The 22,371-nt window shown below is 67.7% G+C and carries 21 protein-coding genes; 8 read left to right on the top strand and 13 right to left on the bottom strand.

Going from position 1 to position 22,371, the window contains the following annotated elements; translation table 11 throughout:
• Positions 1-99: 99 nt before the first annotated feature.
• The 6 genes from glmM to WG921_RS03285 all read right to left on the bottom strand — a co-directional run bounded on the left by glmM (position 100) and on the right by WG921_RS03285 (position 6,154).
• Positions 100-1,434, bottom strand: coding sequence for a phosphoglucosamine mutase (glmM, locus tag WG921_RS03310; RefSeq protein WP_340107777.1), 1,335 nt, complete (start codon positions 1,432-1,434; stop codon positions 100-102).
• Entirely contained in the window at positions 1,431-2,450 is a 1,020-nt protein-coding gene (folP, locus tag WG921_RS03305) for a dihydropteroate synthase (RefSeq protein WP_340107776.1), read from the bottom strand. Before folP ends, glmM begins: the two co-directional genes overlap by 4 nt.
• 148 nt (positions 2,451-2,598) lie before the next feature.
• Positions 2,599-3,501 (bottom strand): formate/nitrite transporter family protein, encoded by a 903-nt coding sequence (locus WG921_RS03300; protein ID WP_340107775.1) that lies wholly within the window; start codon positions 3,499-3,501, stop codon positions 2,599-2,601.
• A 351-nt stretch (positions 3,502-3,852) separates the two neighbouring features.
• A complete protein-coding gene (locus WG921_RS03295) occupies positions 3,853-4,623 on the bottom strand; it encodes an SDR family NAD(P)-dependent oxidoreductase (RefSeq protein WP_340107774.1) in 771 nt (256 codons plus the stop codon).
• A gap of 454 nt (positions 4,624-5,077) precedes the next feature.
• Positions 5,078-5,731 (bottom strand): hypothetical protein, encoded by a 654-nt coding sequence (locus WG921_RS03290; RefSeq protein ID WP_340107773.1) that lies wholly within the window; start codon positions 5,729-5,731, stop codon positions 5,078-5,080.
• Positions 5,732-5,947: 216 nt separating this feature from the next.
• Positions 5,948-6,154: a hypothetical protein gene (locus WG921_RS03285; RefSeq protein WP_340107772.1), complete on the bottom strand. Its 207-nt coding sequence runs from the start codon at positions 6,152-6,154 to the stop codon at positions 5,948-5,950.
• Between the two features lie 70 nt (positions 6,155-6,224).
• On the opposite strand from WG921_RS03285, the gene WG921_RS03280 reads away from it, so the two are divergent.
• The 4 genes from WG921_RS03280 (at position 6,225) to WG921_RS03265 (ending at position 9,843) form a co-directional block, all read left to right on the top strand.
• Complete coding sequence (locus WG921_RS03280; RefSeq protein ID WP_340107771.1) at positions 6,225-6,854, top strand: helix-turn-helix transcriptional regulator; 630 nt, start codon at positions 6,225-6,227, stop codon at positions 6,852-6,854.
• A gap of 80 nt (positions 6,855-6,934) precedes the next feature.
• Positions 6,935-7,645 carry an acyl-homoserine-lactone synthase gene (locus tag WG921_RS03275; protein WP_340107770.1) on the top strand — a complete coding sequence of 237 codons (711 nt, stop codon included), beginning with the start codon at positions 6,935-6,937 and terminating at the stop codon, positions 7,643-7,645.
• Between the two features lie 433 nt (positions 7,646-8,078).
• Entirely contained in the window at positions 8,079-9,308 is a 1,230-nt protein-coding gene (locus WG921_RS03270) for an aminotransferase-like domain-containing protein (protein WP_340107769.1), read from the top strand.
• 94 nt (positions 9,309-9,402) lie between these two features.
• Complete coding sequence (locus WG921_RS03265) at positions 9,403-9,843, top strand: SRPBCC family protein (protein WP_340107768.1); 441 nt, start codon at positions 9,403-9,405, stop codon at positions 9,841-9,843.
• Between the two features lie 19 nt (positions 9,844-9,862).
• Here WG921_RS03265 and WG921_RS03260 read toward each other — a convergent pair whose 3' ends face one another.
• Positions 9,863-10,510: a TetR/AcrR family transcriptional regulator gene (locus WG921_RS03260; RefSeq protein WP_340107767.1), complete on the bottom strand. Its 648-nt coding sequence runs from the start codon at positions 10,508-10,510 to the stop codon at positions 9,863-9,865.
• An 87-nt stretch (positions 10,511-10,597) separates the two neighbouring features.
• On the opposite strand from WG921_RS03260, the gene WG921_RS03255 reads away from it, so the two are divergent.
• The 3 genes from WG921_RS03255 to WG921_RS03245 all read left to right on the top strand — a co-directional run bounded on the left by WG921_RS03255 (position 10,598) and on the right by WG921_RS03245 (position 14,386).
• Positions 10,598-11,839, top strand: a complete 1,242-nt coding sequence (locus WG921_RS03255; protein WP_340107766.1) for an HlyD family secretion protein — start codon at positions 10,598-10,600, stop codon at positions 11,837-11,839.
• A 9-nt stretch (positions 11,840-11,848) separates the two neighbouring features.
• The gene (locus WG921_RS03250) at positions 11,849-13,399 is read left to right on the top strand and encodes a DHA2 family efflux MFS transporter permease subunit (RefSeq protein WP_340107765.1); all 1,551 of its coding nucleotides are present in this window, start codon (positions 11,849-11,851) and stop codon (positions 13,397-13,399) included.
• Between the two features lie 141 nt (positions 13,400-13,540).
• The gene (locus tag WG921_RS03245; protein ID WP_340107764.1) at positions 13,541-14,386 is read left to right on the top strand and encodes a DMT family transporter; all 846 of its coding nucleotides are present in this window, start codon (positions 13,541-13,543) and stop codon (positions 14,384-14,386) included.
• 116 nt (positions 14,387-14,502) lie between these two features.
• Here the strand turns inward: WG921_RS03245 and WG921_RS03240 are convergent, their stop codons facing one another.
• The 6 genes from WG921_RS03240 to WG921_RS03215 all read right to left on the bottom strand — a co-directional run bounded on the left by WG921_RS03240 (position 14,503) and on the right by WG921_RS03215 (position 21,122).
• The gene (locus WG921_RS03240; RefSeq protein ID WP_340107763.1) at positions 14,503-15,297 is read right to left on the bottom strand and encodes an ABC transporter permease; all 795 of its coding nucleotides are present in this window, start codon (positions 15,295-15,297) and stop codon (positions 14,503-14,505) included.
• 4 nt (positions 15,298-15,301) lie between these two features.
• Positions 15,302-16,570, bottom strand: a complete 1,269-nt coding sequence (locus WG921_RS03235; RefSeq protein ID WP_340107762.1) for an ABC transporter permease — start codon at positions 16,568-16,570, stop codon at positions 15,302-15,304.
• 78 nt (positions 16,571-16,648) lie between these two features.
• Positions 16,649-17,698: an ABC transporter substrate-binding protein gene (locus tag WG921_RS03230; RefSeq protein WP_340107761.1), complete on the bottom strand. Its 1,050-nt coding sequence runs from the start codon at positions 17,696-17,698 to the stop codon at positions 16,649-16,651.
• 266 nt (positions 17,699-17,964) lie between these two features.
• Positions 17,965-18,981, bottom strand: a complete 1,017-nt coding sequence (locus WG921_RS03225; protein ID WP_340107760.1) for a P1 family peptidase — start codon at positions 18,979-18,981, stop codon at positions 17,965-17,967.
• Positions 18,982-18,990: 9 nt separating this feature from the next.
• Complete coding sequence (locus WG921_RS03220) at positions 18,991-19,737, bottom strand: glucose 1-dehydrogenase (protein WP_340107759.1); 747 nt, start codon at positions 19,735-19,737, stop codon at positions 18,991-18,993.
• A gap of 77 nt (positions 19,738-19,814) precedes the next feature.
• Positions 19,815-21,122, bottom strand: coding sequence for a peptidoglycan-binding protein (locus WG921_RS03215; RefSeq protein WP_340107758.1), 1,308 nt, complete (start codon positions 21,120-21,122; stop codon positions 19,815-19,817).
• 342 nt (positions 21,123-21,464) lie between these two features.
• On the opposite strand from WG921_RS03215, the gene WG921_RS03210 reads away from it, so the two are divergent.
• Complete coding sequence (locus WG921_RS03210) at positions 21,465-22,331, top strand: OmpA family protein (protein ID WP_340107757.1); 867 nt, start codon at positions 21,465-21,467, stop codon at positions 22,329-22,331.
• The last annotated feature ends 40 nt before the right edge of the window (positions 22,332-22,371 follow it).

Raw genomic sequence — 22,371 nt, 5'->3', positions numbered from 1 at the left:
AGCCGGATGGGCGCCGCCCACATCCCCCTCCGACGCATCAATGACCGAATCGGCGATTCGGCGCAGTGTGAATTGTCACATGCCCCTCCCGGCGACCGGTCAGGCGGCGGCGACCTCAGCCGCGATCGCCGCGACGACGGACCGGATCAGCGCCTCGTCGTCGCCCTCCGCCATCACCCGGATCAGAGGCTCGGTGCCGGATTTCCGGATCAGGAGCCGCCCGGACCCGACGAGACGCGCCTCGCTTTCGCGGATCGCGGCGCGGACCGACACCGCTTCCAGCGGGTCGCCATTGCTGGCGTCGAAACGGATATTCTCCAGAATCTGCGGCATCGCCGTGAACATCGCGCAAACCTCCGAAGCCGGGCGCCCCCGCGCCTGCATCGCCGCCATCACCTGAAGCGCCGCGATCAGCCCGTCGCCGGTCGTCGCATAGTCGGAGAGAACCACATGGCCGGACTGCTCGCCGCCGACATTCAGGCCGCGCGCGCGCATCTCCGCCACGACGTTGCGGTCCCCGACCGGGGTGCGGAACAGGTTGAGGCCGACCCCTTCCAGCATCCGCTCCAGCCCTATGTTCGACATGACCGTCGTCACCACTCCGCCCCCGACCAGGCGTCCGTCTGCGCGCCAGGCGTCCGCGATCAGGCCGATGATCTGGTCGCCATCGACGACGCGCCCGGTCTCGTCGATCAGGATCACGCGGTCGGCGTCGCCATCCAGCGCGACGCCGATATCCGCGCCATTGGCGACCACCCAGTCGGCGCAGGTCTTCGGATAGGTGGAGCCGCAATTGCGGTTGATATTGCGCCCGTCCGGGCTGACGGCGAGCGGCAGCACCTCGGCCCCCAGCTCCCAAAGCACGGTCGGCGCGGTCTTGTAGGCGGCGCCGTTGGCGCAATCGACCACGATCTTCAGCCCGTCGAGCGACAACGTTTTCGGAAAGCTCGCCTTGGCGATCTCGATATAGCGGCCCACGGCGTCCTCGATCTGGATCGCGCGGCCGATATCGGTCGCTGCGGCGAGACGGGGCGTGTCCATCAACGCCTCGATCGCCAACTCGTCCTCATCCGAGAGCTTGTAGCCGTCAGGGCCGAAGAACTTCACCCCATTGTCGGTGTAGGGGTTGTGCGACGCCGATATCATCACGCCGATATCCGCGCGCATCGAGCGGGTCAGCATGCCGATGCCGGGCGTCGGGATCGGGCCCGTCAGCAGGACCTCCATGCCGACGGAGGTGAAGCCGGCCTCCATCGCGCCTTCGATCATGTAGCCCGAAAGCCGCGGGTCCTTGCCGATCACCACCCGGTGGCGATGCGTCCCGCGGGTGAAGTAGCGGCCGGCGGCCATGGCCAGCTTCATCGCCGTCTCCGCCGTCATCACCCCGCGATTGGCCTCGCCCCGAACTCCGTCCGTCCCAAAAAGCCCGCTCATTCGCCCGTCTCCTCAAAGCCTGACGCCGCACGCCATACCATGAGCGCATCCCGTGTGGCCGCGACATCATGCACACGGAGAAAGTGCGCGCCCCGCTCCGCCCCGGCCAGCGCCGCGCCGACCGAGCCTGTCGCGCGCTCCGCCGCCGTCTTCACCCCGGTCACCCGGCCGATGAACGCCTTTCGCGAGGCGCCGAGCATGACCGCGCAGCCAAGCCCGTGAAACGCGGCGAGACCGCCGATGAGCGTGAGATTATGCGCCACCGTCTTGCCAAAGCCGATGCCCGGATCGACGACGAGTCGCTCGCGCGGGATTCCCGCGTCGACGCAGGCCGCGACCCGCGCCTCGAGCCATTCGTAGACCTCGATGAGCACGTTGTCGTAGCTCGGCGCGTCCTGCATGGTTTTGGGATCGCCCTTCGCATGCATCAGGCAGACCGGGCCGCCGAGCGCGGCGGCCGTGGAGAGACTGTCGGCGTCATGGGTCAGCGCGGAGACGTCGTTCAGCATCCGCGCCCCGGCGGCGAAGGCGGCGCGCGCCGTCGACGCGTTGCGCGTGTCGATCGAGATCGGCGCCCGGAGCCCGGCGCGCAGCAAGCCCTCGATCACCGGCAGGACGCGCTCCTGCTCCTGATCCGGCGTGACCGGGTCGGAGCCTGGCCGGGTGGATTCGCCGCCGATATCGATGAAATCCGCGCCCTCCGCCTCAAGGCGCAACCCGCGCGCCACCGCATCGGCCACCGTCTCGCCGGGCCGGCCGTCCGAGAAGCTGTCAGGCGTCACGTTTAGCACGGCGAAAAGTCGCGGCCGGGTCAGGTCCACCCCGGCGATCGGAGGGCGCGGCGCCGTGAATACGGCGTGCGCATCTGCGGAAAGCGCCGACGCGGGGATCCGCCGCGCGGTTCCGTCGAGGCGCGCTTCCTCCACATCGTGAAACCGGACCGCGCCGCCGGCGAGACGCATCCCTCCGGCCACGGCGCCAGCCTCGCAGATCGGTCGCAACAAATGATCCCGCACGCGTTGTATCCTCCGTAGCCGCGGCTCGCCGGTTATCCGATTCAAGACGGCGGGGTAAACTACGGCTCATCTTTCGGGGGCGCAATTTCAACATTCGGTTGAGTGTCGGCGCCAATCGACCACCGCTCGAAGGACGCCCGCCCGCATCTCAGCGCCGGGTCCGGTTTCGTCGGGCCGCATCCCGCCTCTCCGGAGAGTCCTCCCAGTGTTCGGCCCGAATCTGCGCCCATGTCAGCACCGTGAAGAAAACCGTGCCGCCAAGGATATTCCCGATGAGCGCCGGCGCGACGAAGCCGAAGAGAGCCTCAGCCGCCGTCCGGTCGCCCGCGAAAACCAGAAAGGCCGCCTCGGTCGCGCCAGCGATCACATGCGCGAACTCGCCGAGCGCGATCAACCAGGTGATCAGGATGATCATCAGCGTTTTCGAGTTGCCGGCGTTCGGCATGATCCAGACCAGAGTCGCGATCAGCCAGCCCGCGCCGACGCCGCGAAACATGGTCTCGGTCCAGCCATAGCTCACCGCATGCCCGGCGATATCGCGGACCGCCGCCCAGACATCGGGCTGGTAGGCCCTGGTCACGTGGAGAACGTAGCCGAAAATCGAAGCCCCGATCAGGTTCGTGGCGAACACCAGCGCCCAGAGCCGGCCAAGGCGCAGGAACGTCTTCCGGTCCCGCGCGTCGAGCGCGGGGCAGACCGCGGTGATGGTGTTCTCGGTGAAAAGCTGCATCTGGCCGAGGATGACCACGACGAAACCGACGGAGTAGCCGAGGCTCTCGACCAGCGGCCGCCACCCGGCGTCGGGAAGATGGGTGCGAAAGAGCGCCTCGCTCATGACTGAAAGCCCGAGCGCGAGCCCCGCGATCAGCCCGGAGAGCATCAACGCCAGCGCCGGGCGCGCCAGCTCCGACTCGCCCTGCCGACGAACGACCTCGAAGATCGCCGGAGCGCGGAACGGAGTGTTCTCCTCCATCGCGTCGAGTTCATGCTCCTCGAACGCCTCTTCGCGCCGGGCGCCCTCGGGAGCGGATTCTGGGCTGGGTTCGGTCATTTCTACTCCGACATTGACTGGAAACGACGCGTCCCCGCGCCAAGCGTAACTCCGCGCGCCGGGTTCCGTTCCCGATCCGCCGGGCGAACGTCCCGCCCGCGCGCCGGAAAAGAGAGGAAGGGCGTTCAAGTCGCCGGCCACGAGCCCGCCCCCGCCCATGATCGGGGCCCGCGCAACGGTCAGTCCTGTCGGCCGATCGCCGACACCCAATCATCGACGCCGGCGTTCTTTTCAGATGTGGGCGCGCGCCGCGCCTGTCCGCGCCCCTTCAAGCGACGGTCGGCGGCCTCCGCCGCCGACGGCCCGCGTTCACCGGGCGGCTACGCCGCCGGCGCATATGCCGGCCATGGTTCAGCCTGCCGCCATACCGCCGTCGACCGGATATTGCCCTCCGGTGATGAAGGCGGATTCATCGGATGCGAGGAACAGCACCAGCTTGGCCACGTCGCCTGATTCGCCGTATCGCCCGAGCGGGATCGTGGCGGCGAGCCGTCTTTGCGCTTCCTCCGCCTTGCCGGGGCTGAACCCCTCCTCCAACGACCGCATCATGCGCGTGTTGATTGGCGACGGGTGCACCGAATTGACCCGAACGTTCGCGTGAGCGGCCTCGATGGCGGCGGCGCGGGTCAGGCCGACGATGGCGTGTTTCGACGTGATGTAAGGCGCGACATTGGGGCTGCCCTGCAATCCCGCAATGGAGGACATGTTGATGATGCTGCCGGATTTCCGCTCGATCATGCCGGGCAGGACATGTTGCAGGCCCAGGAACGCGCCGCGCACATTGACGGCCATGACCCGGTCAAAGTCCTCGATCTTCTGATCCGCCAGCGGCGCGACGCGCCCCTCGATCCCGGCGTTGTTGAAGAAAACGTCGATGCGCGCGAAACGGTCCAGCACCGCCTTCACATAGGCGGCGGTGTCCTCGGATGACGACACGTCAGCGGCCACCGTCAGCACGTCGTCCGGCGCTCCGAGGCTTTCGGCGGCCGTGTCCAGATCTGCTTCCTTCAGATCGACGAGCGCGACCTTCGCGCCTTCGTTCAGAAACAGTCGAGCCGTTTCAAGCCCGATCCCGGCCGCGCCTCCGGTGATAAGCGCAATCTTGTCCTGCAGGCGTTTCATGTGCTTTCTCCTTTGCGTCCCAGAATGGCGGCCGGCGAGCACGCTGGGGCGGAAGCCGCGCTTTCGCGCCGCCGGAGCAGCCCCGGACCGACGCGCGACACGCCAGCCGCCGAAGCCGCTTCCGGACCGCGAAGGCCGTCCCGAAGACTCCCCCGGCGATCGACCATGCCGCACAAACTTCAGCAACAAGATGATGGCGACGCCCCGCGCCCGCCGCTAGGCGCCGAGATCCCGATTTCGGTGAATCAGGCCGTCCTCATTCGCAATCTCCTCGGGAAATCCGCCGAGAAAATTCCTCTCTCGCCCTAATCGCGGAGGGCGCCCCCGCGTCGGGCGAAGCCCACGTTGCGAATCGATTTTGAAGAAGAAAAGCTCCGCGCGCATGCGGGGTCTGCCATCCCCGGGCGGAGCAAGCGCGCGAATCGCGCCCGCCAGAGCATGGCGCCGAGGGGCGCTATGCTGATTTTACGCCGCCCGACACGTACTGAAGTTCAGCCACCAGATCCTCGCGCGCGGCGTTGCGGGCGTCGGCCCACGCGGCGCTTCGGCGTTCATCCCGATTGGCCTCGCGCAATGCGGACGTCCAGACGCCTGACAGGGTCATGATGACATAACTCAAGGGCGCGCCCGTGAGCATCACCGCGCGATCGACGCCGGGCGCCTCCGTCTTGAGGTTCGCCAGCGCGCAGGAGATCTGCTCCCCCGCACATTCCTCATCGTAGAGCCGCATTCGGAGCGCATAGGTAAGTTGCTGAAATGCGAGCGTATAGCTGTCCCGCTCGCCTCGCAGATCGACGAGCGCGGCGCGGATCGAACAGTCGGAGCCATTGATCCGGCTCAGCATGAAACGTGTCTCGACCGTCCGGAAATCCGGCTTCAGGCGTATCGCCTTCTCGACGAGCGAGAGGAAAGATCCGGCCTCGAAACCGGTGCTAGCGGTTTCGTGCAGCTCACGAACCAGCATTCCGACCCAATAGGGCGCGTCATGGATAAAGTCGCCGATCGCGGCGCTCGGCCGTCTCGCGCCCAGGAACGTGGTCGCCCCCTGTTCCTCTGGCAGAGTTGAAAAATATGTCGACATACCCGGTACAATCTCCGTCCCACCCAAGCTCCGATGGCTCAATCGCATCGCGCCCGAAAGCTCTTTCGTCGAGAAGAAATTTGCCAAAGCGGCAAATTGAACTTTTCTTTAGCACCAAATTGGCCTAAACGGCAAGTGTGTCAAGCAGCAAGAACAATCTCGGGTATATCGAACATGTCGCTCTCCATGAGGCACCTCGCCGATGACGATCTGCGGCCTCTGCTCCGCCACAACCTTCGCAAGTCATGCGCGACGGCTGGAATCGGGATGGCGCGCCTCGCTGATGAATGCGGCCTCACGGAGCGACACCTTGCGGATGTGATGGACGGACGCGGACATCTTGACGCCATCGATCTCTTGCGCGTGATGGTCGTTCTCAAAATCGACGTCGACGATCTGATGAGGCCTACGACCGAGATGTTGAACCGCCGCACGCCATTCATCATTCACCGGGATTCGAATTCTCTCTCAAAGCTCGTGGGCTTCGTCGGCGCGGATCAGATGAACCGGGAGGCGTGACGTGACGACATCCCTCACCCTGGATTCGATCAAGCGCCGCCTCCACGCCATTTCTCATCGCGGAATGGCGGTGGGGTTCTCGTTTCAGGACGACGTGCCGGGCGAGCGGTTCTACACCTACGATCAAGCTTGGCTGAATCACTATCAGACCAATGGATTGGTCGAACGCGACCCGACGATCATCTTCGGGTTCAGCACGAACGGCGTCCGAAGCTGGCGCGAGCTCGAAGCCGACGGCTTCGACACCTATGTTTTCGAGGAGGCGCGGAAGTTCGGGATCGAGAATGGAACCGCGTTCTCGCTTCGCGTCAACGGATCCAAAACGATCGCCAGCGTCTCTCATGAGAGCGCGGAAATGGAGGAGGAGGCCAAACTGGAGGTCTATTCGCTCCTCGCAAGCGGCACGGTTATCGTGGATTCAAAGAGAGGCGCGCCGACATTACGTTTCGATGAGGAGCAGAAGGCGCTTATCGCCTACATCCTTCAAGGCCGCTCCGACGACGAAATCTGCAAGATGCTCGGTATTCCCGCGCGCACATTTCGTTATCGGCGCAGTTCAATAATCAAGCAGGCGGGCGCTTCATCACTTCCGCATTTGATTCACATTCTTCACGTTCACGGAGTGCTCTGACCTCGTCAAGCGCTTTAGAGCGGACTTGTAACCAAAATCGGTTATCCATGAGAAATCCCCATTGTAGAGGAGTTCTCATGATGAAATGCGTAATTCTGGACTGGTCAAACCTTCACATGCATGGCGACCTCTGGTGGCGCCTTCTTTCGCATCGCTACGATGTGTTCGTGGCGGGCCTGGGCTGGGAGGTTCCGACCGCCACCAAACGCCGCCTCCCCCATGGCGAGGCCGTCGCGTCCGTCGAGTTCGATCAGTATGACGGCCCGTTCGCGACATATGTCGTCGCGCTCGACGACGCGGGAGAGATCCAGGCGTCGGCCCGGCTTTTGAGGACAGACACGAGCTATCGCTTTGGACCATATAACGTTTCCTACATGATCAAGGATGCGTGCGCGGGACTTCTCGACAACATCCCGGCGAATCTGATGGATCAGGAATGCCCGGCGACGACGGATACGTGGGAGCTCACCCGCTACACCAGCCGCAGCCGACAAGCCTCCAAGGCGCTTTTTGAGGCCCTCAACAGGTTTCTCGCCAACGCAAACGCGCGGAATGTCCTGACGCTTTCAGCGCCGTCATTCGTGCGCTGGCTCAAGGCGATCAAGTTCAAAGGCGAGTTGATCGGACCCGAGATCATGATCGACGGTCAGGGGTTCGCCGTTGTTTCGACAGCGGTGGATTATGTCGCCGCCGGGCTTTCGGAATCTGTGCGGCCAATGGTCGCAGAGCGGGCGGGCGAAGCTCTTCAGGACGCCGATTCTATGGCCGATCTGTTGCGCGAGGCCGCGTAAAAGGCCGGGCCGCGCCCTCATTCGCCCTCACCTCTCATCAGGCTGCGGCCTGGATAGTGAGGCGAGGCTCGCGCGGCCATGGAGTGGCGGCGCGCACTGCGTTGGCGGTGTGAAAGCGGCGGTGCGAAACTCGTTTAGGGGATTGGCGAGTTGACCCCGCCGCGGACGGCGCCAAATGGCATCCACCTTCCCCCTCTCTGGAGACAGGGAGGGGGCGTCGTGGAGCGTCGTGCGCTCACGACGGGGGGGTATGTCCGCCGTCTTCACTCAACCGGCTTGAGCGGGAGGCCCGCCCCTTCTTCCGGGGCGGGCGACGCAGGCGTCTCGGGCCGGGGAAACGACCAGACTCTCCGGGTCTCCACAATTTGCCGAACCAGCGCGAACTGCGTATGAGTCGCGGTATTCCGCTCACACGCCAAGGAGCCATCCGGAGATGGATCAGATCGCAGCCGGCCCCGTGGCCTCCCGCCCCGCTTTCGCCAGCTGGTTGGGGACGACGAACGACATCACCCGCATGTTTCTCGCCGCCGGGCGGATTCAGGGGCTGATCAACCTCGCCGGGGGCCTGCCCGATCCCGCGGTCTATCCGGTGAGGGAGATTGCGGCGCTGGCCGAGGAAGCCGTCTCGGCCCACCCTGGGGACAGCCTGAATTACGCGCCGATCGAAGGGCTGCCGGAGTTGCGCGACCTGATCGCGGAACGCTTCAGCGACCAGCGCGTCCGGCTCGGGCGGGAGAATGTCCTGATCATTTCCGGCGGCATGCAGGGGCTCGACCTGATCGGAAAGGTGCTCCTGGACGATGGCGGCCTGATCGCGGCGCAGGCGCCGACCTATGTCGGCGCGCTGGACGCCTGGCGGCCTCGGAACCCGGTTTTCCGGCCATTCGACCTGGGGCGGCCGGAATTCGACGCCGTCCAGGCGCTTCAGGGCGCGCAATTCGCCTATACCGTCCCGAACTTCTCCAACCCGAGCGGCCGGCTCGTCGGCGCGCCGGTCCGCGAGGCGCTGGTCGGCGCGGCGGATCAGACCGGCGTCTGGCTGGTCGAGGACGATCCCTACGGCTCGCTCCATTACGACGGCGCGCCTCAGCCCCGAATGTTGTCGCTGTCCGGCTCGGCCGAGGGCGACGCTCTTTATCGCGGACCGGTGATCTATCTCGGCACAATATCGAAATCGCTGGCGCCGGGTCTCCGGGTCGGCTGGGTCATCGCCGCGCCCGAAATGATCGAGGCGCTGACCATGGCCAAGCAGGGCTCCGACATATGCGGCAGCGGCCTCAGCCAGCGCATCGCGCTGAAGGCCATCGAAACAGGGCTGATCGACAGGATCCAGCCGGAGATTGCGGCGCTCTACCGTCAGCGGCGCGACACGCTCATCGCGGCGATGAACACGCATCTCTCCAAGTGGTTCGACTGGGAGACGCCTGTCGGCGGCATGTTCGTCTGGGCCGTCGCGCGCGACCCATCGCTCGACACCAACGCGTTGCTGCCCGCGGCGCTCGACGCCGGCGTCTGCGTCGCGCCCGGCAGCGTTTTCGACCCGCTGGGGAAGGATCGCCGCGCGTTCCGCATCAACTTCACCCTCAACCCGCCGGAAAAACTCGCCGAAGGGATCCGGCGTCTCGCCGGGGTGTTGCAGCGCCGGGACGAAGAGACCGCCTGAGGCGGGCGCGGCTCCGGCATGGACCGCGCCGACGCTCCGCGCTACGGTTTTCCGCACGCGCTCCGCGCGCGGCGCGCAACAAGGGGTCACGGCGATGAATTCGACACGGGATCAACAAGACAGCGATCATGACCGTCTGGAAAGGCTGGTCCTGCTTCCGGCGTCCCGGGATGCGGTCTGGGCGGTGATCGGCGATTTCGGCTCGATCGCGGAGTGGCACCCGCTGATCGCGTCGGCGGAAGTGACGGAGATGGACGGCTCGACCTATCGCCGCCTCGTCAGCGTCGACGACGAGTCCTTCTTCGAGCGCCTGATCGAAGCCGGCCCCCATCATGTCACTTACGAGGTCGTCGAAGGCCCGCTGCCCGTCACGGATTACCGCGCCACTCTGAGTTGCGTCGCCGAAGGCGAGGGGTGCCGCGTCTTCTGGTCGGCGTTTTTCGTGCCCGCCGACGACGCCGGCCGCTTGTCCGAAGGCATCGTCGGCAAGTTCTACGAAATCGGCCTCAGGGCGCTCAGGGAACGGTTCTCCTGAGCGCCCGCGCCGGTCCGGCTCATCCCGGCGCCGACGCCTTCATGAACGTTTGAACCACGCCCTTCGCCTGGCGCGCGATTTCCGCCGCGTCGGGTCGGGGCAACCCCATGATGGCGGCCGTCAGCGACGGCGTGTTGCACATGCCGAGGAAACGCCAGGCCGCCGCGTCCGGATCGTCGATCGTCAGCACCCCTTCCTTGGTCAGCGCCGCGAGATAGGCCGCCAGCCGGCGCGCGCCAAAAGCCGGGCCGCTCTCGTAAAATGTGCGCCCCAATTCGGGGAAGACCTCCGCCGCGCCGATGACGACCCGCATCAGCGCGACATGCGCGGGGTCGGTCAACTCCCCGATCAGCCGGATGGCGAAGCTGGTCAGCACCGCCGCGACATCGCGATCGGACGGATCGAACTCCGCCAGCTTCTCCGCGGTGTTGCGTTTCTGCTCTTCGATCAGGGAATGAAACAGCGCCGTCTTGCTTTCGAAATAGACATAGAGCGTCCCCTTGGAGACCCCGGCCGCGCGCGCGATTTCACCCATGCTGGCGGCGGCGAATCCATGCGCGAGAAAGACGCGCCCGGCGCCGGCCAGAATTTGCGCCCGCTTGGCCCCTCCCGCGCCCGCCTCGCGCGCGGCCGGCTCGGCGCGCCTCGTCTCGGTCAATTCACCCATATCACCCCTGCGCTCGCACTGGCTCCGCGCCCCTGGCCCGGATGGCCCGGCGCCGCGAAAAAATTATGACCGAACCGTTCGGTCACCTTGATCTGGGCGCGCCGCGCCTCTATGTCAAGCGCCCGACCGAACGGTTCGGTCAGCTATCGAAGGACGGGCCCGATGGCGCCTAAGGATCTGGAGTCCGAAAGCAGCCGGCGCCCCGAAGCATCGGCGCCCCAACGCGCGATCACGCCGCCGGAAACGGCGAAACGCCGCCCGCCATTGGCGCGGCGCGCCGCGCCGTGGCTCCTCGCCCTGATCCTGATCGTCGCCGGCGGCTGGTATGGCTGGACCTGGTGGACCACCGGCCGGTTCGCCGTCTCCACCGACGACGCCTATGTCGGCGCGGACTTCGCGATTCTCGCGCCCAAGGTCTCCGGCTATGTCGCCAATGTCGCGGTGCGGGACAATGACGTCGTCCGGACCGGCGACCCGCTGATCGTTCTCGATGACGGCGATTACCGCGTTCGGCTTCGCATCGCCGAGGCGACCGTCGCGTCGAAAGAAGCCGCCATCGCCCGCATCGACAGCCAGATCGGGCAGGCCCGCGCCGCGATCGGCGGCGCGACCGCCAATGTCGCCGCCGCCGACGCCGTCCTGGCGCAGGCCGAGGCCGATCTCAGCCGCTACGAGAATCTCGCGCAGTCCGATTTCGCCTCCCGTCAGCGGCTGGAGGCCGCCCGGGCCGCGCAGGCCACCGCCCACGCGGACCTCGCCGCCCGCAAGGCCGGGGTCGAGGAGGCGGAAGCCGCGCTCGCCGTCGCCGTCGCCAGCCGCGACGAGGCGGTGGCGGCGCTGGAGGGCGCCAGGGCCGCGCGCGACCAGGCCATGCGCGACCTCGACGCCGCCACGATCCGCGCGCCCTTCGCCGGCGTCGTCGGCAATCTCGCAGCCGCGACCGGAGATTACGTGCAACCGGGCGCGCGGCTGCTGGCGCTGATGCCGCTGTCCGACGTGTATATCGACGCGAACTTCAAGGAGACGCAGCTGGAGCCGATCGCCATCGGCGCGCCGGTGACGGTCGAGGTCGACGCCTATCCGGATCGCTCGTTCATCGGCCATGTCGTCAGCTTCGCCCCGGCGACGGGGTCCGTCTTCAGCCTTCTGCCGCCGGAGAACGCCACCGGGAACTTCACCAAGGTCGTGCAGCGCCTGCCGGTCCGGATCGCGGTTCCGGCGGAGGTGGCGAAGCAGGGCTGGCTCCGGCCCGGGCTTTCCGTCACCGTCACCGCCGACAGCCGCGACGCCGGAAGGAGCGACGCCCCGCCCGCCGCCGCCGAGCGCTGAGCCGGCGCCGTGGAGGAGGCTCTCGAACAGCCGGTGACGCCCCGCAGGCTGATCGCGTTCTTCGCGCTCGTCTTCGGAATGTTCATGGCGATCCTCGACATTCAGATCGTCGCCTCCTCGCTTGCGGAGATCCAGGCCGGGCTTTCCGCTTCGCCGGATGAGGTCTCCTGGGTCCAGACCAGTTATCTGATCGCCGAAGTGGTGATGATCCCGCTCTCGGGATTCCTGGCTCGGGCGCTCTCGACGAAGGTGCTCTTCACCGCTTCGGCCGCCGGCTTCACCATCGCCAGCGCGCTCGCGGCGACGGCGACCTCGATGAACGAGATGATCGTCTATCGCGCGCTGCAGGGCTTCATCGGCGGCGGCATGATCCCGACCGCCTTCGCCGCCGCCTACATGATCTTTCCGAGGCGGAAACAGGGGCAGGTGATGGCGCTGATCGGGCTGACGGTGACGTTGGCGCCGACCATCGGGCCCACGGTCGGCGGCTATCTCACCGACTACTTTTCCTGGCACTGGCTCTTTCTGGTGAACATCGTCCCCGGCGTGATCGCCAGCGTGCTCGCCTGGTCTCTCGTGGATTTCGACGAGCCGGATCACGCGCTTCTCGCGCGGTTCGACTGGATCGGGCTCGCGACGATGGCGGTTTTTCTCGGCAGTCTCGAATATGTCCTCGAAGAGGGGACGCGAAACGACTGGTTCCAGAGCGAGATGATCACGGGGCTGGCGGCGCTGGCGGCGGTGAGCGGCGCGCTTTTCTTCTGGCGGGTTCTGACGGCGGCGACGCCGATCGTCGACCTTCGCGCGTTCCGCGACCGGAATTTCGCCGTCACCTCGCTGATGACCGCCATTCTCGGCGCCGGGCTCTACGGGCTGACCTATCTCTATCCGCTCTATCTCGCATGGGTGCGCGATTTCACGGCGCTTCAGGTCGGCGAGACGGTTTTCGTCACCGGCGCGTTCATGTTCCTGACCGCGCCGGTGGTCGGCGTGCTGTCGCACAAGGTGGATCCGCGATGGATCATCTTCTTCGGGCTGACCGGCTTCGCGCTGTCGTCCTGGATGCTGACGCCGATCACCTCGGACTGGGCCTTCGGCGAATTGTTCTGGCCGCAGGCGCTTCGCGGCGTCTCGTTGATGATGTGCATGATCCCGATCAATCTTCTCGCGCTCGGAACCCTGCCGCGCGGCGAGGTGCAGAACGCGAGCGGGCTCTTCAATCTGATGCGCAATCTTGGCGGCGCGGTCGGCCTCGCCGCGATCAACACGATGCTGACGGCGCGGACCGACATCAACGCCTCGCGGCTCGCGGAGCATGTCTCCTGGGGCGCGCCGCCGGCGGAGGAGCGGCTGGAGATGATGACCCGGGCGCTGGCGTCGAGGCTCGGGCCGGACGCGCCGCTCGCCGCGCTGAGCCGGCTCGGCGCGATGGTTCACCGGGAGGCGCTCGTGCTCTCCTTCTCGGAGGTGTTCATGGCGCTCGCCATGCTCTTCGCGCTGATCGTCGGGCTGACGATCCTGCTGCGGCGGCCGGCGATGGACGGCGCGCCGGCGCATTGAAGGCCGGCGCGCCCGGCCCTCTCGACGGGACGCTTGGATTTCGCGGTGGAGCCGAGTATCACCGAACGACCAGCACGCCCGATACCCCACCCATTCAGCGAGGCCCAGCATGAGCCGCCGACCGGACCTGGCGCCGCCGCGATGAGCGCGGGGATCTTCTTCCTCGTCCTCGGCGCCGCCGCTCTCCACGCGACGTGGAACGTGCTGGTCAAGAGCGGGGCCGACAAGCTGGCGGGGATCGCCGCGGTGGTGATCGGCCAGGGGCTTTGCGGGGTGGTCGCGCTGCTCTTCGCGCCGGCGCCGGCGCCGGCCGCGCTCCCCTTCATCCTGTCGGGCGTCGCGCTGCATATCGGCTATCAGTTCTTTCTGATGAACTCCTACAAGATCGGGGATCTGACGCAGGTCTACCCGATCGCGCGGGGCGTCGCGCCGATGCTGGTGGCGGGGATTTCGGTGGCCGCGCTCGGCGCGGATCTCAGCCGGGTGGAGATGCTCGCGGTGCTGGTCATCGGGGCCGGCATCCTGAGCCTCAGCCTGACGCGCCAGGCCGACGGGCTTCGGAACGGGAAGGCGGCGGCGTTCGCGGTCGGCACCGGGTGCTTCATCGCCGCCTATACGCTGGTCGACGGCTACGGCGCGCGGGCGGCGGGCTCTCCGCTCGGCTTTTACGGGTGGGAGTCGATCGGGAACGCGCTCGTCTTCATGGCGCTGATCGGCGGCATGAGGCCGGCGTCGCTCAAGGCGGCGCTGCGGGCGCGGGTCGCGCTTTTCATCGGCGGCGGCGCCTCCTTCGCGGCCTATGCGCTGGCGATCTACGCCTTCACGGTCGCGCCGATCGCGCTGGTCGCGGCGCTGAGGGAGACCAGCATCGTCTTCGCGCTGCTGATCGGGGTGTTCTTCCTGAAGGAGCGGCTGAACCTGGTGAAGGTCGCCTCCACCGCGATCACGCTCATCGGGGCGGCGCTGCTGAGATTCTCGAAAATGTGAGCTTCGGGTGCGTTATCGCACGCGATAACATAGTTAAGCCATTGATATAAAATGATAATCGAAAAGTAACGCAGTCCGGGCGCCGCGATATGGGGGGTGAGGCCGCGGCGCGCCGGTCAGGATTTTCTGAGCAGCCACCCCGTCGTCGCCAGCATCAGCGCGGCGATGACGACGAGAAGGGACGACATCGCGAGGATGGTCGGCTCGATATTGTCGCGGAGCCCCTCGAACATCTGGCGCGGCAGGGTCTTCTGCTCCGGCCCGGCGATGAAGATCGCGACCACGACCTCGTCGAAGGACGTGGCGAAAGCGAAGAGCGCGCCCGAGATCACCCCCGGAGCGATGTTCGGCAGGGTCACGCGGCGGAACGCGGCGAAGGGCGACGCGCCGAGCGACTGCGCCGCGCGAACCAGATTGGCGTCGAACCCGCGCAGCGTGGCGAGCACCGGCACCACGACGAAAGGCACGCCGAGAACCGTGTGCGCCAGGATCAGGCCCGGAAACGTGGCCACCAGCCCGAGCTTGGCGAGGAAGAAATACATCGCGACCCCGGAGACGACGAGCGGAACGATCATCGGCGAGATCACGATCCCGAGGATCCACTGCTGCGCGACCACGTCCCCGCGCGACAGGCCGAGCGCGGCCAGCGTCCCGATCAGCGTGGCGAGGACCGCGGAGGAGACGCCGACGACCAGCGAATTCCGCAGGCTGGTCAACCATGGGCCGAACTCGAACAGCCGCTCATACCATTGCAGGGAGAACCCCGGCAGCGGATAGCTCAGAAAGCCGCCCGAGCTGAACGAGATCGGGAGCACCGCGAAGATCGGCCCCAGCATGAAGACCGCCGCGAGAAGGCAGAACACGGTCTGCACCCGGCGCAACGTGATCGGATTCCTGAGCCTCGGACGCATGGCGCTATTTCTCCAGCCCGGCGAGACGGCCGACGCCCACATAGCGCCCGACCGCCGCGTAAAGAACGATGATGCAGGTCAACGCGATGAAGCTGAGCGCCGAGGCCATGCCCCAGTTGAGCTGCTGGTTGGTGAAGAACGCGATGAAATAGCCGATCATCTGATCCTTCGCGCCGCCGACCAGGGCGGGCGTGATGTAATATCCGACCGTGAGGATGAAGACGAGCAGACACCCCGCGCCGACGCCGGGCATGGTCATCGGCAGATAGACCCTGAGGAACGCCCGCGCCGGATGCGCGCCGAGCGAGGTCGCGGCGCGCATATAGGCCGGCGAGATCCCCTTCATCACCGAATAGAGCGGCAGCACCATGAACGGCAGAAGGATATGCACCATCGCCACGTAGACCCCGAACCGGTTGAAGACCAGTTCGAGCGGATCGTCGATCAGCGTGAGCCACATGAGCAGCTCGTTGATCAGCCCCTCGCGCTGAAGCACCACGATCCAGGCGCTGGTGCGCACCAGAAGCGAGGTCCAGAACGGCAGCAGGATCGAAAGCGCGATGATCGCCCGCAGCCGGGGCGAGGCGACGACCATGAAATTCGCGACCGGAAACCCGACCAGAAGGCAGACCGCCGTCACCACCGCGCTGACCCAGAGCGAGCGCATGAGGATCTCGACGAAGATCCGCTGCTCCGGCTCCGCGCGCGCGACCGCGCCGTCATCGGTCATCTTCAGGTCGAGCGCGGCGAGAAGATAATAGGGCGTGTAGGCGCCGGAGGCGCGCCTCAGCGCGTGCCAGTAGGCGGGCTCCGCCCAGCGCTCGTCCACCTTCACGAGCGCGGCTTTCGGATCTTCGAGCGCGGCCGCGTCCATCCGGCCGATCTTGCGGGCGCTCTGCATCACGAGGCTGCGATAGCCCGCGATCTCGTAATTCAGCCGCTGCGCCGCCGACGCGCGCTCGAACCGGAGATCCTTGTTGCTGAAATCCTCGGTCAGGGCCCGAAACACCGCCGGCGGCGGCGCGCCCTCGCCATCCCACCGGCTGATCGCCGCCGCCGTCGCGGGAAGACCGGCGGAGACCTCCGGATTGTCGACCGCGCGGGTCAACATCGCCGCGATCGGCCCGATGAAGAAGCTGAGAATGAAAAGCAGAACCGGCGCCACCAGCAGGTGCGAGACGATGCGGTGGCGGCGCTGGCTCCGCCGGATTCGCCGCCGGAGGCCGGGATCCGACCCGGATTTCGACTCCAGGCCAGCTGCGGGCTGTGTCATGCGGTCCACTCCGGTCGGCCCTTTCCCCAGTGGGGGAGCGCGGGCGAACCCGCCCGCGCCCCGCCCGTCGTCAGACGCCTAGTTGGCGAGCCACTGGGTGAAGCGGGTCTGCAGCTCCGCTTCATTGTCGACCCAGAACTCCACGTCGATCGGCAAGCCGCTCTTCAGGTTGGCTTCGCCGGTCGGCAGCTGGGACGCGCGCTCCGGCGCGATCAGCTCGTTGGCGCCGGTGTTCACGACGCCGTAGGGGATCTCGTCGGTGAAGTTCTTCTGGTTCTGCGGGTCCAGCGTGAAGTTGATGAACTTCATGCCTTCCTCGAGATCGCCGCCGCGCACCACGGTCCAGAAATCCATCGCGTAGATCTGGTTGGTCCAGACCATGCCGAAATTCCGCCCCGACTGGTTGGCCGAGTCGAGCCGGCCGTTATAGGCGGCCGCCATCACCAGATCGCCCGACGCCAGCCATTCCGGCGCCTGCGCGCCGCTCTCCCACCAGATGATGTGATCCTTGATCTCGTCCAGCTTGGCGAAGGCGCGGTCCACGCCCTCATCGGTCCCGAGCACGTCATAGACCTCGTCCGGCGCGACGCCGTCCGCCATCAGCGCGATCTCGAGCGTGGTGCGCGCGCGCTTGCGCAGCCCGCGATCGCCCGGCCAGGTCTCCAGGTCCCACATGTCGGCCCAGCTGGTCGGCGCCTTTTCAAGCTTGTCGGCGTCATAGCCGAGCAGCAGCGACCAGACGAAGAAGCCGACGCCGCAATCGCCGTGGCGGGTGGCCTGCCCCATCAGCTCGCCCTTGATCTCCAGCGTGCCGACATCGACCGAGTCCAGGAGCCCCTGCTCGCAGGCGAGCAACATCTCGTCCTCATCCATCTGGACCACGTCCCAGACGACGCTGTTGGTGTCCACCATGGCCTTGATCTTGGAGATTCCGCCGAGATAGCTGTCCTCGGTGAGGGTCACGCCCGACTGTTCGGCGTAGGGCGTGAAATAGGCGCCGCGGAGCGCATCCTGCATCGCGCCGCCGAAGCCGGTGACGGTCAGGGACTGGGCCGAGGCGGCCCCTCCGAGCCCGGCGGCCAGCGCCGCCGCGACGAGCGCGCCGCTTCTCGAGATCTTGTGGTTCATGATGTTCCTCCTCTTTTGTTTTCGTTGGGGATCAGACGGCTTCCCCTGTAAGCCGTGTTGAAACGGATGCGGCCGGCCCATGCCGCCGACTCTCTTCTGTCGGTCTTCGCGAATTCCCCTCTTCGAGAAGGCCCTTGCGGGAAAACGATATATCGCCGCCAGCGCCGCATGGCCAACCGCGCTGACATGTCAATTCCTATCGCGCGCCAAACGCGGTTTCAAGCGCGCGGCGCCCCGAATGGGGGGCGCGGCGATCGGGCGGCGGCTCAAAGGTCGCGCCAGCAGGGGAGGAGGTCTCCGGGCTCCGGCGTCGCCTCATAGACCGCGCGGGCGATGGCGCGGGCGAGGCAGAGCGCGGCGGCGTGGCCGATCTCGACAAGCGCGCCGAGCCCGTCCGCCAGCGGCCGCGCGCCGGTCGCGGCGGCGAAGACGAGATCGCCGTCCATCAGCGTGTGCGCCGGAACCAGCGCGCGCGCCATGCCGTCATGCGCCGCCCAGGCCACGCGCGTCGCCTGCGCCTGGGTGAGCGCGGCGTCGGTGGCGACGATGGCGATGGTGGTGTTGCTCCCCGCCTCCGCCGCCCGCATGTCGAGCTTGGAGCGGAAGGTGAGCGCCGCCGCCGGCGGCTCCGGCGCCGGGCCGAGCCCGCCGAACTCCGCCCCGATCTCGAACGGCGCGGCCCAGAAATTGCGCCCGCCCGGAACCGTCGCCGCGCCGAGCGCGTTGACCGCCGCCAGCGCGCCGACCATGGCGCCCGAACCGGTCATGAGCGAAGCCGAGCCGAGCCCGCCCTTCAGCCCGGCCACGGTCGCGCCGGCGCCGGCGCCGGCCGTTCCCAGCCTGAAATCCGCTCCCGCGGCGGCCAGCGCCCGGCGCCCGAGATCGGCGTAGGGCGGGTGCGCGCCCCAGTCCTTGTCGCCGCCGTTCAGAAGATCGAAGAGGATCGCCGCCGGCGTGATCGGCACCGCCGCGGCGCCGATGCGGTGGCCGCGGCCCAGCGCCGCCAGCGCCGCCATCACCCCGCCCGCCGCGTCGAGCCCGAAGGCGGAGCCGCCCGAGAGCACCAGCGCGTCGACCTCCTGCACCAGCTTGTCAGGCGCGAGAAGCTCGGTCTCCCGCGTGCCGGGCGCGCCGCCCATCACCGCCACGCCGGCGGTGAACGGCCGGTCGGCGGTGAGGACGGTGACTCCCGTTTTCACACGCGCGTCCTCGGCGCCGCCGACCTTCAGGCCGGCGACGTCGGTGATCAGGTTGCGCGGGCCGGGGCGATAGGCGGCGGTCACGGGCCCGACTCAGATGCAGCGGCCGCCGTCGACCTCCATGGCGACCCCTGTCACCATCGAGGCCTCGTCCGAGCAGAGGAACGCGGCGCAATTGCCGAGATCGGAGGGCTGCGAGAACCGCCCGAGCGGGATGGTGGCGAGGAATTTCGCCCGCATCTCCGGCGTGTCCTCGCCGAGGAAGGATTTCAGCAGCGGCGTCTCCCCCGCGACCGGGCAGAGCGCGTTGACCCGCACGCCGAAGGGCGCGAGCTCCACCGCCATGGTCTTGGTCGCGGTGATCACCCAGCCCTTGGAGGCGTTGTACCAGTTCAGGTTCGGCCGCGGGCTCAGCCCGGCGGTGGAGGCGACGTTGAGGATCGTCCCGGTCTTTCGGCCCTTCATGTGCGGGACGATATGGCGCGCCGCGAGATAGATCGACTTGGCGTTGACCGCGAGCACCCGGTCGAACACGTCCTCGGCCACCTCCTCCAACGGCTGCGGCTTGTGGGTGATTCCGGCGTTGTTCACGACGATGTCGACATGGCCGAAGGCGTCCAGCGCCGTCTTCATCATCGCTTCGACGCTGGCGCCCTTCGCGACGTCGACCGCGCAATGGAGCGCCGCGCTCCCGGCCTCCTTCGCCTTGGCGGCGGCTTTCTCGCCCTGGATGTCCGCCACAAGGACGCGCGCGCCCTCGGCGATGAACTTGTCGACGATGCCGCCGCCGAACCCCTGCGCCCCGCCGGTGACGATGGCGGTCTTGCCTTCAAGTCTCATGTGCCCTGACCCTTTCCTGTTCCGATGCGCGGGGATGATGCGCGCCGGCCCCTCCGGGCGCAAGTCCGCGCGCAGGCTCAGAGCCCGAGCAGCGCCGCCGTCTCCTCGTCGAGCGCGCCGGTCGCCGGCACGCCCCATTCGCGCTGAAAGGCGCGGAGCGCGCGGTCCGTCCTCGGCCCGAAAACGCCGTCCACCTCCGCGCTCCCGAGATAGCCGAGCCCGGCCAGCTCCTGTTGCAGCGCGCGGACCGGCGCCCCGGTCATCATCGGCGAGGTCAGGCGCAGCTCGCGCGGCGCGGCCGGCAGGGGCCGGGCCGGCGGGGCGGCGAGATCCTCCTCGTCGGAGACGATCTCGTAGACCACCTCGCGCTGATATTCGGTCGGGCGGTAGAGAACCCCGTCGCAGGCGTAGAGCCGCTCGCCCTCGTAATAATAGCTCTCGCAGGGCCGGTCCGCGGGAAGCGTCGCGACATAGACCAGCGTCGCGGTCGCCAAGGGCGCGACGAAATACCAGTCCCAGAACGGGGAGTAGTAATACCGGCCCCAGCGCGGATGCGGGCTGCGCCAATAGGGCGCGCGATACGCGTGATGCGGCCGCCAGTCCCGCCCGCGCCAGCGCGCCGGCCGCCAGCCATGCGGGCGGCCGTTATGATAGGCGCCGCCCGCGCCGCCGTAGCGGCGCCCGGCCGCGCGCCGGCGCTCCACGCGCTGTCGGGCCGCCCGCCGCTCGATCTTCGCCCGGTCGGCGCGCTGGCGTTCGGCGCGCTGGCGCTCCGCCCGCCCGGCGGCGGTGGTCCGGGTGGTGGTGGTCCGGGCGGCCCGGCGCTGCTGCTCGGCTCGGCGCTCCTGGCGCTCGTTGCGGGTGTCCTGACGTTGGGGCGCGGCGCCCCGCTCCTGGCGCTCGTTGCGGGTGTTCTGACGCTGGGGCGCGGCGCGGCGTTCTTGCCGCTCGTTCCGGGTGTTCTGACGCTGGATCGCGGCGCCCCGCTCCTGGCGCTCGTTGCGCGTGTTCTGACGCTGGGGCGCGGCGCGGCGTTCTTGCCGCTCGTTCCGGGTGTTCTGACGCTGGATCGCCGCGCCGCGCTCCTGGCGCTCGTTCCGGGTGTTCTGGCGCGCGGTCTCGGCGCGGCGGCCTCGCCGCTCGGCGGCCGCGGCGCGGGCGACCCGGCGCTGCTGCTCGGCGCGGCGCTCCTGGCGCTCGTTGCGGGTGTCCTGGCGCTGAGGCGCGGCGCGGCGGCCCTGATTGTCCGGCCGGCCGCCGTTGCTTTCAATTCCCTCCGCCGCCGCCCGGCTGACGGAAAACCCGACCGCCGCCAGCCGATCCGGCGACGGGGCCGCGCCCACGCAAAGAAGCCCGAGCGCCCCGGCGAATAGAATCCGTCTCATGTCGTCGCCTCCTCCGTCTTTCGTCGCAGGTGCGCCATCGCCCGCCGGAGGCGGGCGTGCGGAGGCGCATATGAGGTTATACGCGGCGGGGCGGAGTTCCGGCGCGCGGCGCGAAAAATATCGGCGTGAGCGCCCCCCGAGGGGCCCGCCCGGACCGCCCCGCTGAAACCCGGGTGTCTCATTGGCGCCACGTCCGGCCCAATTCGCGTTTTACGTTAACCAAGATTACTACACAACCGGACCGGACGACACATGTAGAGGGCGAGAGACGAAGCGCGCGGCCCCAGACGCGACCCTGTCTTCATCTCCAGACACCGCCTCAAGCCCAAAGGACCGAAACACATGAGATCCCATACGACCCTGTTCGCCGCCGGGCTGCTCAGCCTGTCGGCCTACGCCGCTCAAGCGCAGACGCAGAGCTATGACGTCCTGTTCGCCACCAACAGCGCCGCCCTCGACAGCGCGGCGCGAAGCACGCTCGACATGGCGGCGCAGGACTATCAGCGCACCGGCGCGGCTTCGGTGATGATCGAAGGCCACACCGACACCGTGGGCTCGGCCGATTACAACCGCCGGCTTTCCGAGCGCCGCGCGGACACGGTGCGCGCCGCGCTCTCCGATCGCGGCGTCCCAGCCTCGGCGATGAGCGTCGGCGCCGCCGGCGAGACCGACCTCGCGGTGCAGACCGGCGACAATGTCGCACAGCCGGACAACCGCCGCGTCACCGTCAACATGGTCGCCCCCGCCCCGGCTCCGGCGCCCACGCCGAAGGCGGAGTTCAAGCAGATGGAGACCGCCACCGGCCTCAGCTTCTCGATCGCGCCCTACGGCGCCGTGAACATGGAGGATGGCGACGACAGCTATTTCGCCGGCGTGAACCTGTCGGCGGACTACGCCTTCACCGCGCATGTGGTCGGCTCCGCCGAGCAGGCGGTCTTCTATGAGTTCGGCGATGGCGACGAGGGCATCGGCGGGCGCTCCGCGCTCGGTCTCGACCTGATGCTCCGCCCCGACGGGCTGGGCCCCTATATCGGCGGCAATGTCGGCTACATCTACACCGACGGCCAGTTCGGCTCCGAATTCTTCGCCGGCCCTGAATTCGGCGTGAAGCTCGACAACAACATCACGGCGAAGGTCGCCTACGACATCCCCTTCGACCGGAGCCTCGATCACGGCGTTCTCTCCGCCAGCATCGGCTACCGTTTCTGAGGCGCGCCCCGAGCGAAGCCGGCCCCCCGGCTTCGCTCTC

This window comes from Paludibacillus litoralis (assembly GCF_037646705.1).
Taxonomy (GTDB): domain Bacteria; phylum Pseudomonadota; class Alphaproteobacteria; order Rhodobacterales; family Rhodobacteraceae; genus Pikeienuella; species Pikeienuella litoralis.
Note: the sequence above shows the minus strand (reverse complement) of the source record. Positions and strands in the feature narration are given on the sequence as shown.

Bases quoted from the DNA above. Each gene is read 5' to 3' on its own strand.
- glmM (WP_340107777.1), bottom strand. From the start codon at position 1,434: ATGAGCGGGCTTTTTGGGACGGACGGAGTTCGGGGCGAGGCCAATCGC.
- WG921_RS03300 (WP_340107775.1), bottom strand. From the start codon at position 3,501: ATGACCGAACCCAGCCCAGAATCCGCTCCCGAGGGCGCCCGGCGCGAA.
- WG921_RS03295 (WP_340107774.1), bottom strand. From the start codon at position 4,623: ATGAAACGCCTGCAGGACAAGATTGCGCTTATCACCGGAGGCGCGGCC.
- WG921_RS03275 (WP_340107770.1), top strand. From the start codon at position 6,935: ATGAAATGCGTAATTCTGGACTGGTCAAACCTTCACATGCATGGCGAC.
- WG921_RS03270 (WP_340107769.1), top strand. From the start codon at position 8,079: ATGGATCAGATCGCAGCCGGCCCCGTGGCCTCCCGCCCCGCTTTCGCC.
- WG921_RS03265 (WP_340107768.1), top strand. From the start codon at position 9,403: ATGAATTCGACACGGGATCAACAAGACAGCGATCATGACCGTCTGGAA.
- WG921_RS03260 (WP_340107767.1), bottom strand. From the start codon at position 10,510: ATGGGTGAATTGACCGAGACGAGGCGCGCCGAGCCGGCCGCGCGCGAG.
- WG921_RS03245 (WP_340107764.1), top strand. From the start codon at position 13,541: ATGAGCGCGGGGATCTTCTTCCTCGTCCTCGGCGCCGCCGCTCTCCAC.
- WG921_RS03240 (WP_340107763.1), bottom strand. From the start codon at position 15,297: ATGCGTCCGAGGCTCAGGAATCCGATCACGTTGCGCCGGGTGCAGACC.
- WG921_RS03235 (WP_340107762.1), bottom strand. From the start codon at position 16,570: ATGACACAGCCCGCAGCTGGCCTGGAGTCGAAATCCGGGTCGGATCCC.
- WG921_RS03230 (WP_340107761.1), bottom strand. From the start codon at position 17,698: ATGAACCACAAGATCTCGAGAAGCGGCGCGCTCGTCGCGGCGGCGCTG.
- WG921_RS03220 (WP_340107759.1), bottom strand. From the start codon at position 19,737: ATGAGACTTGAAGGCAAGACCGCCATCGTCACCGGCGGGGCGCAGGGG.
- WG921_RS03215 (WP_340107758.1), bottom strand. From the start codon at position 21,122: ATGAGACGGATTCTATTCGCCGGGGCGCTCGGGCTTCTTTGCGTGGGC.
- WG921_RS03210 (WP_340107757.1), top strand. From the start codon at position 21,465: ATGAGATCCCATACGACCCTGTTCGCCGCCGGGCTGCTCAGCCTGTCG.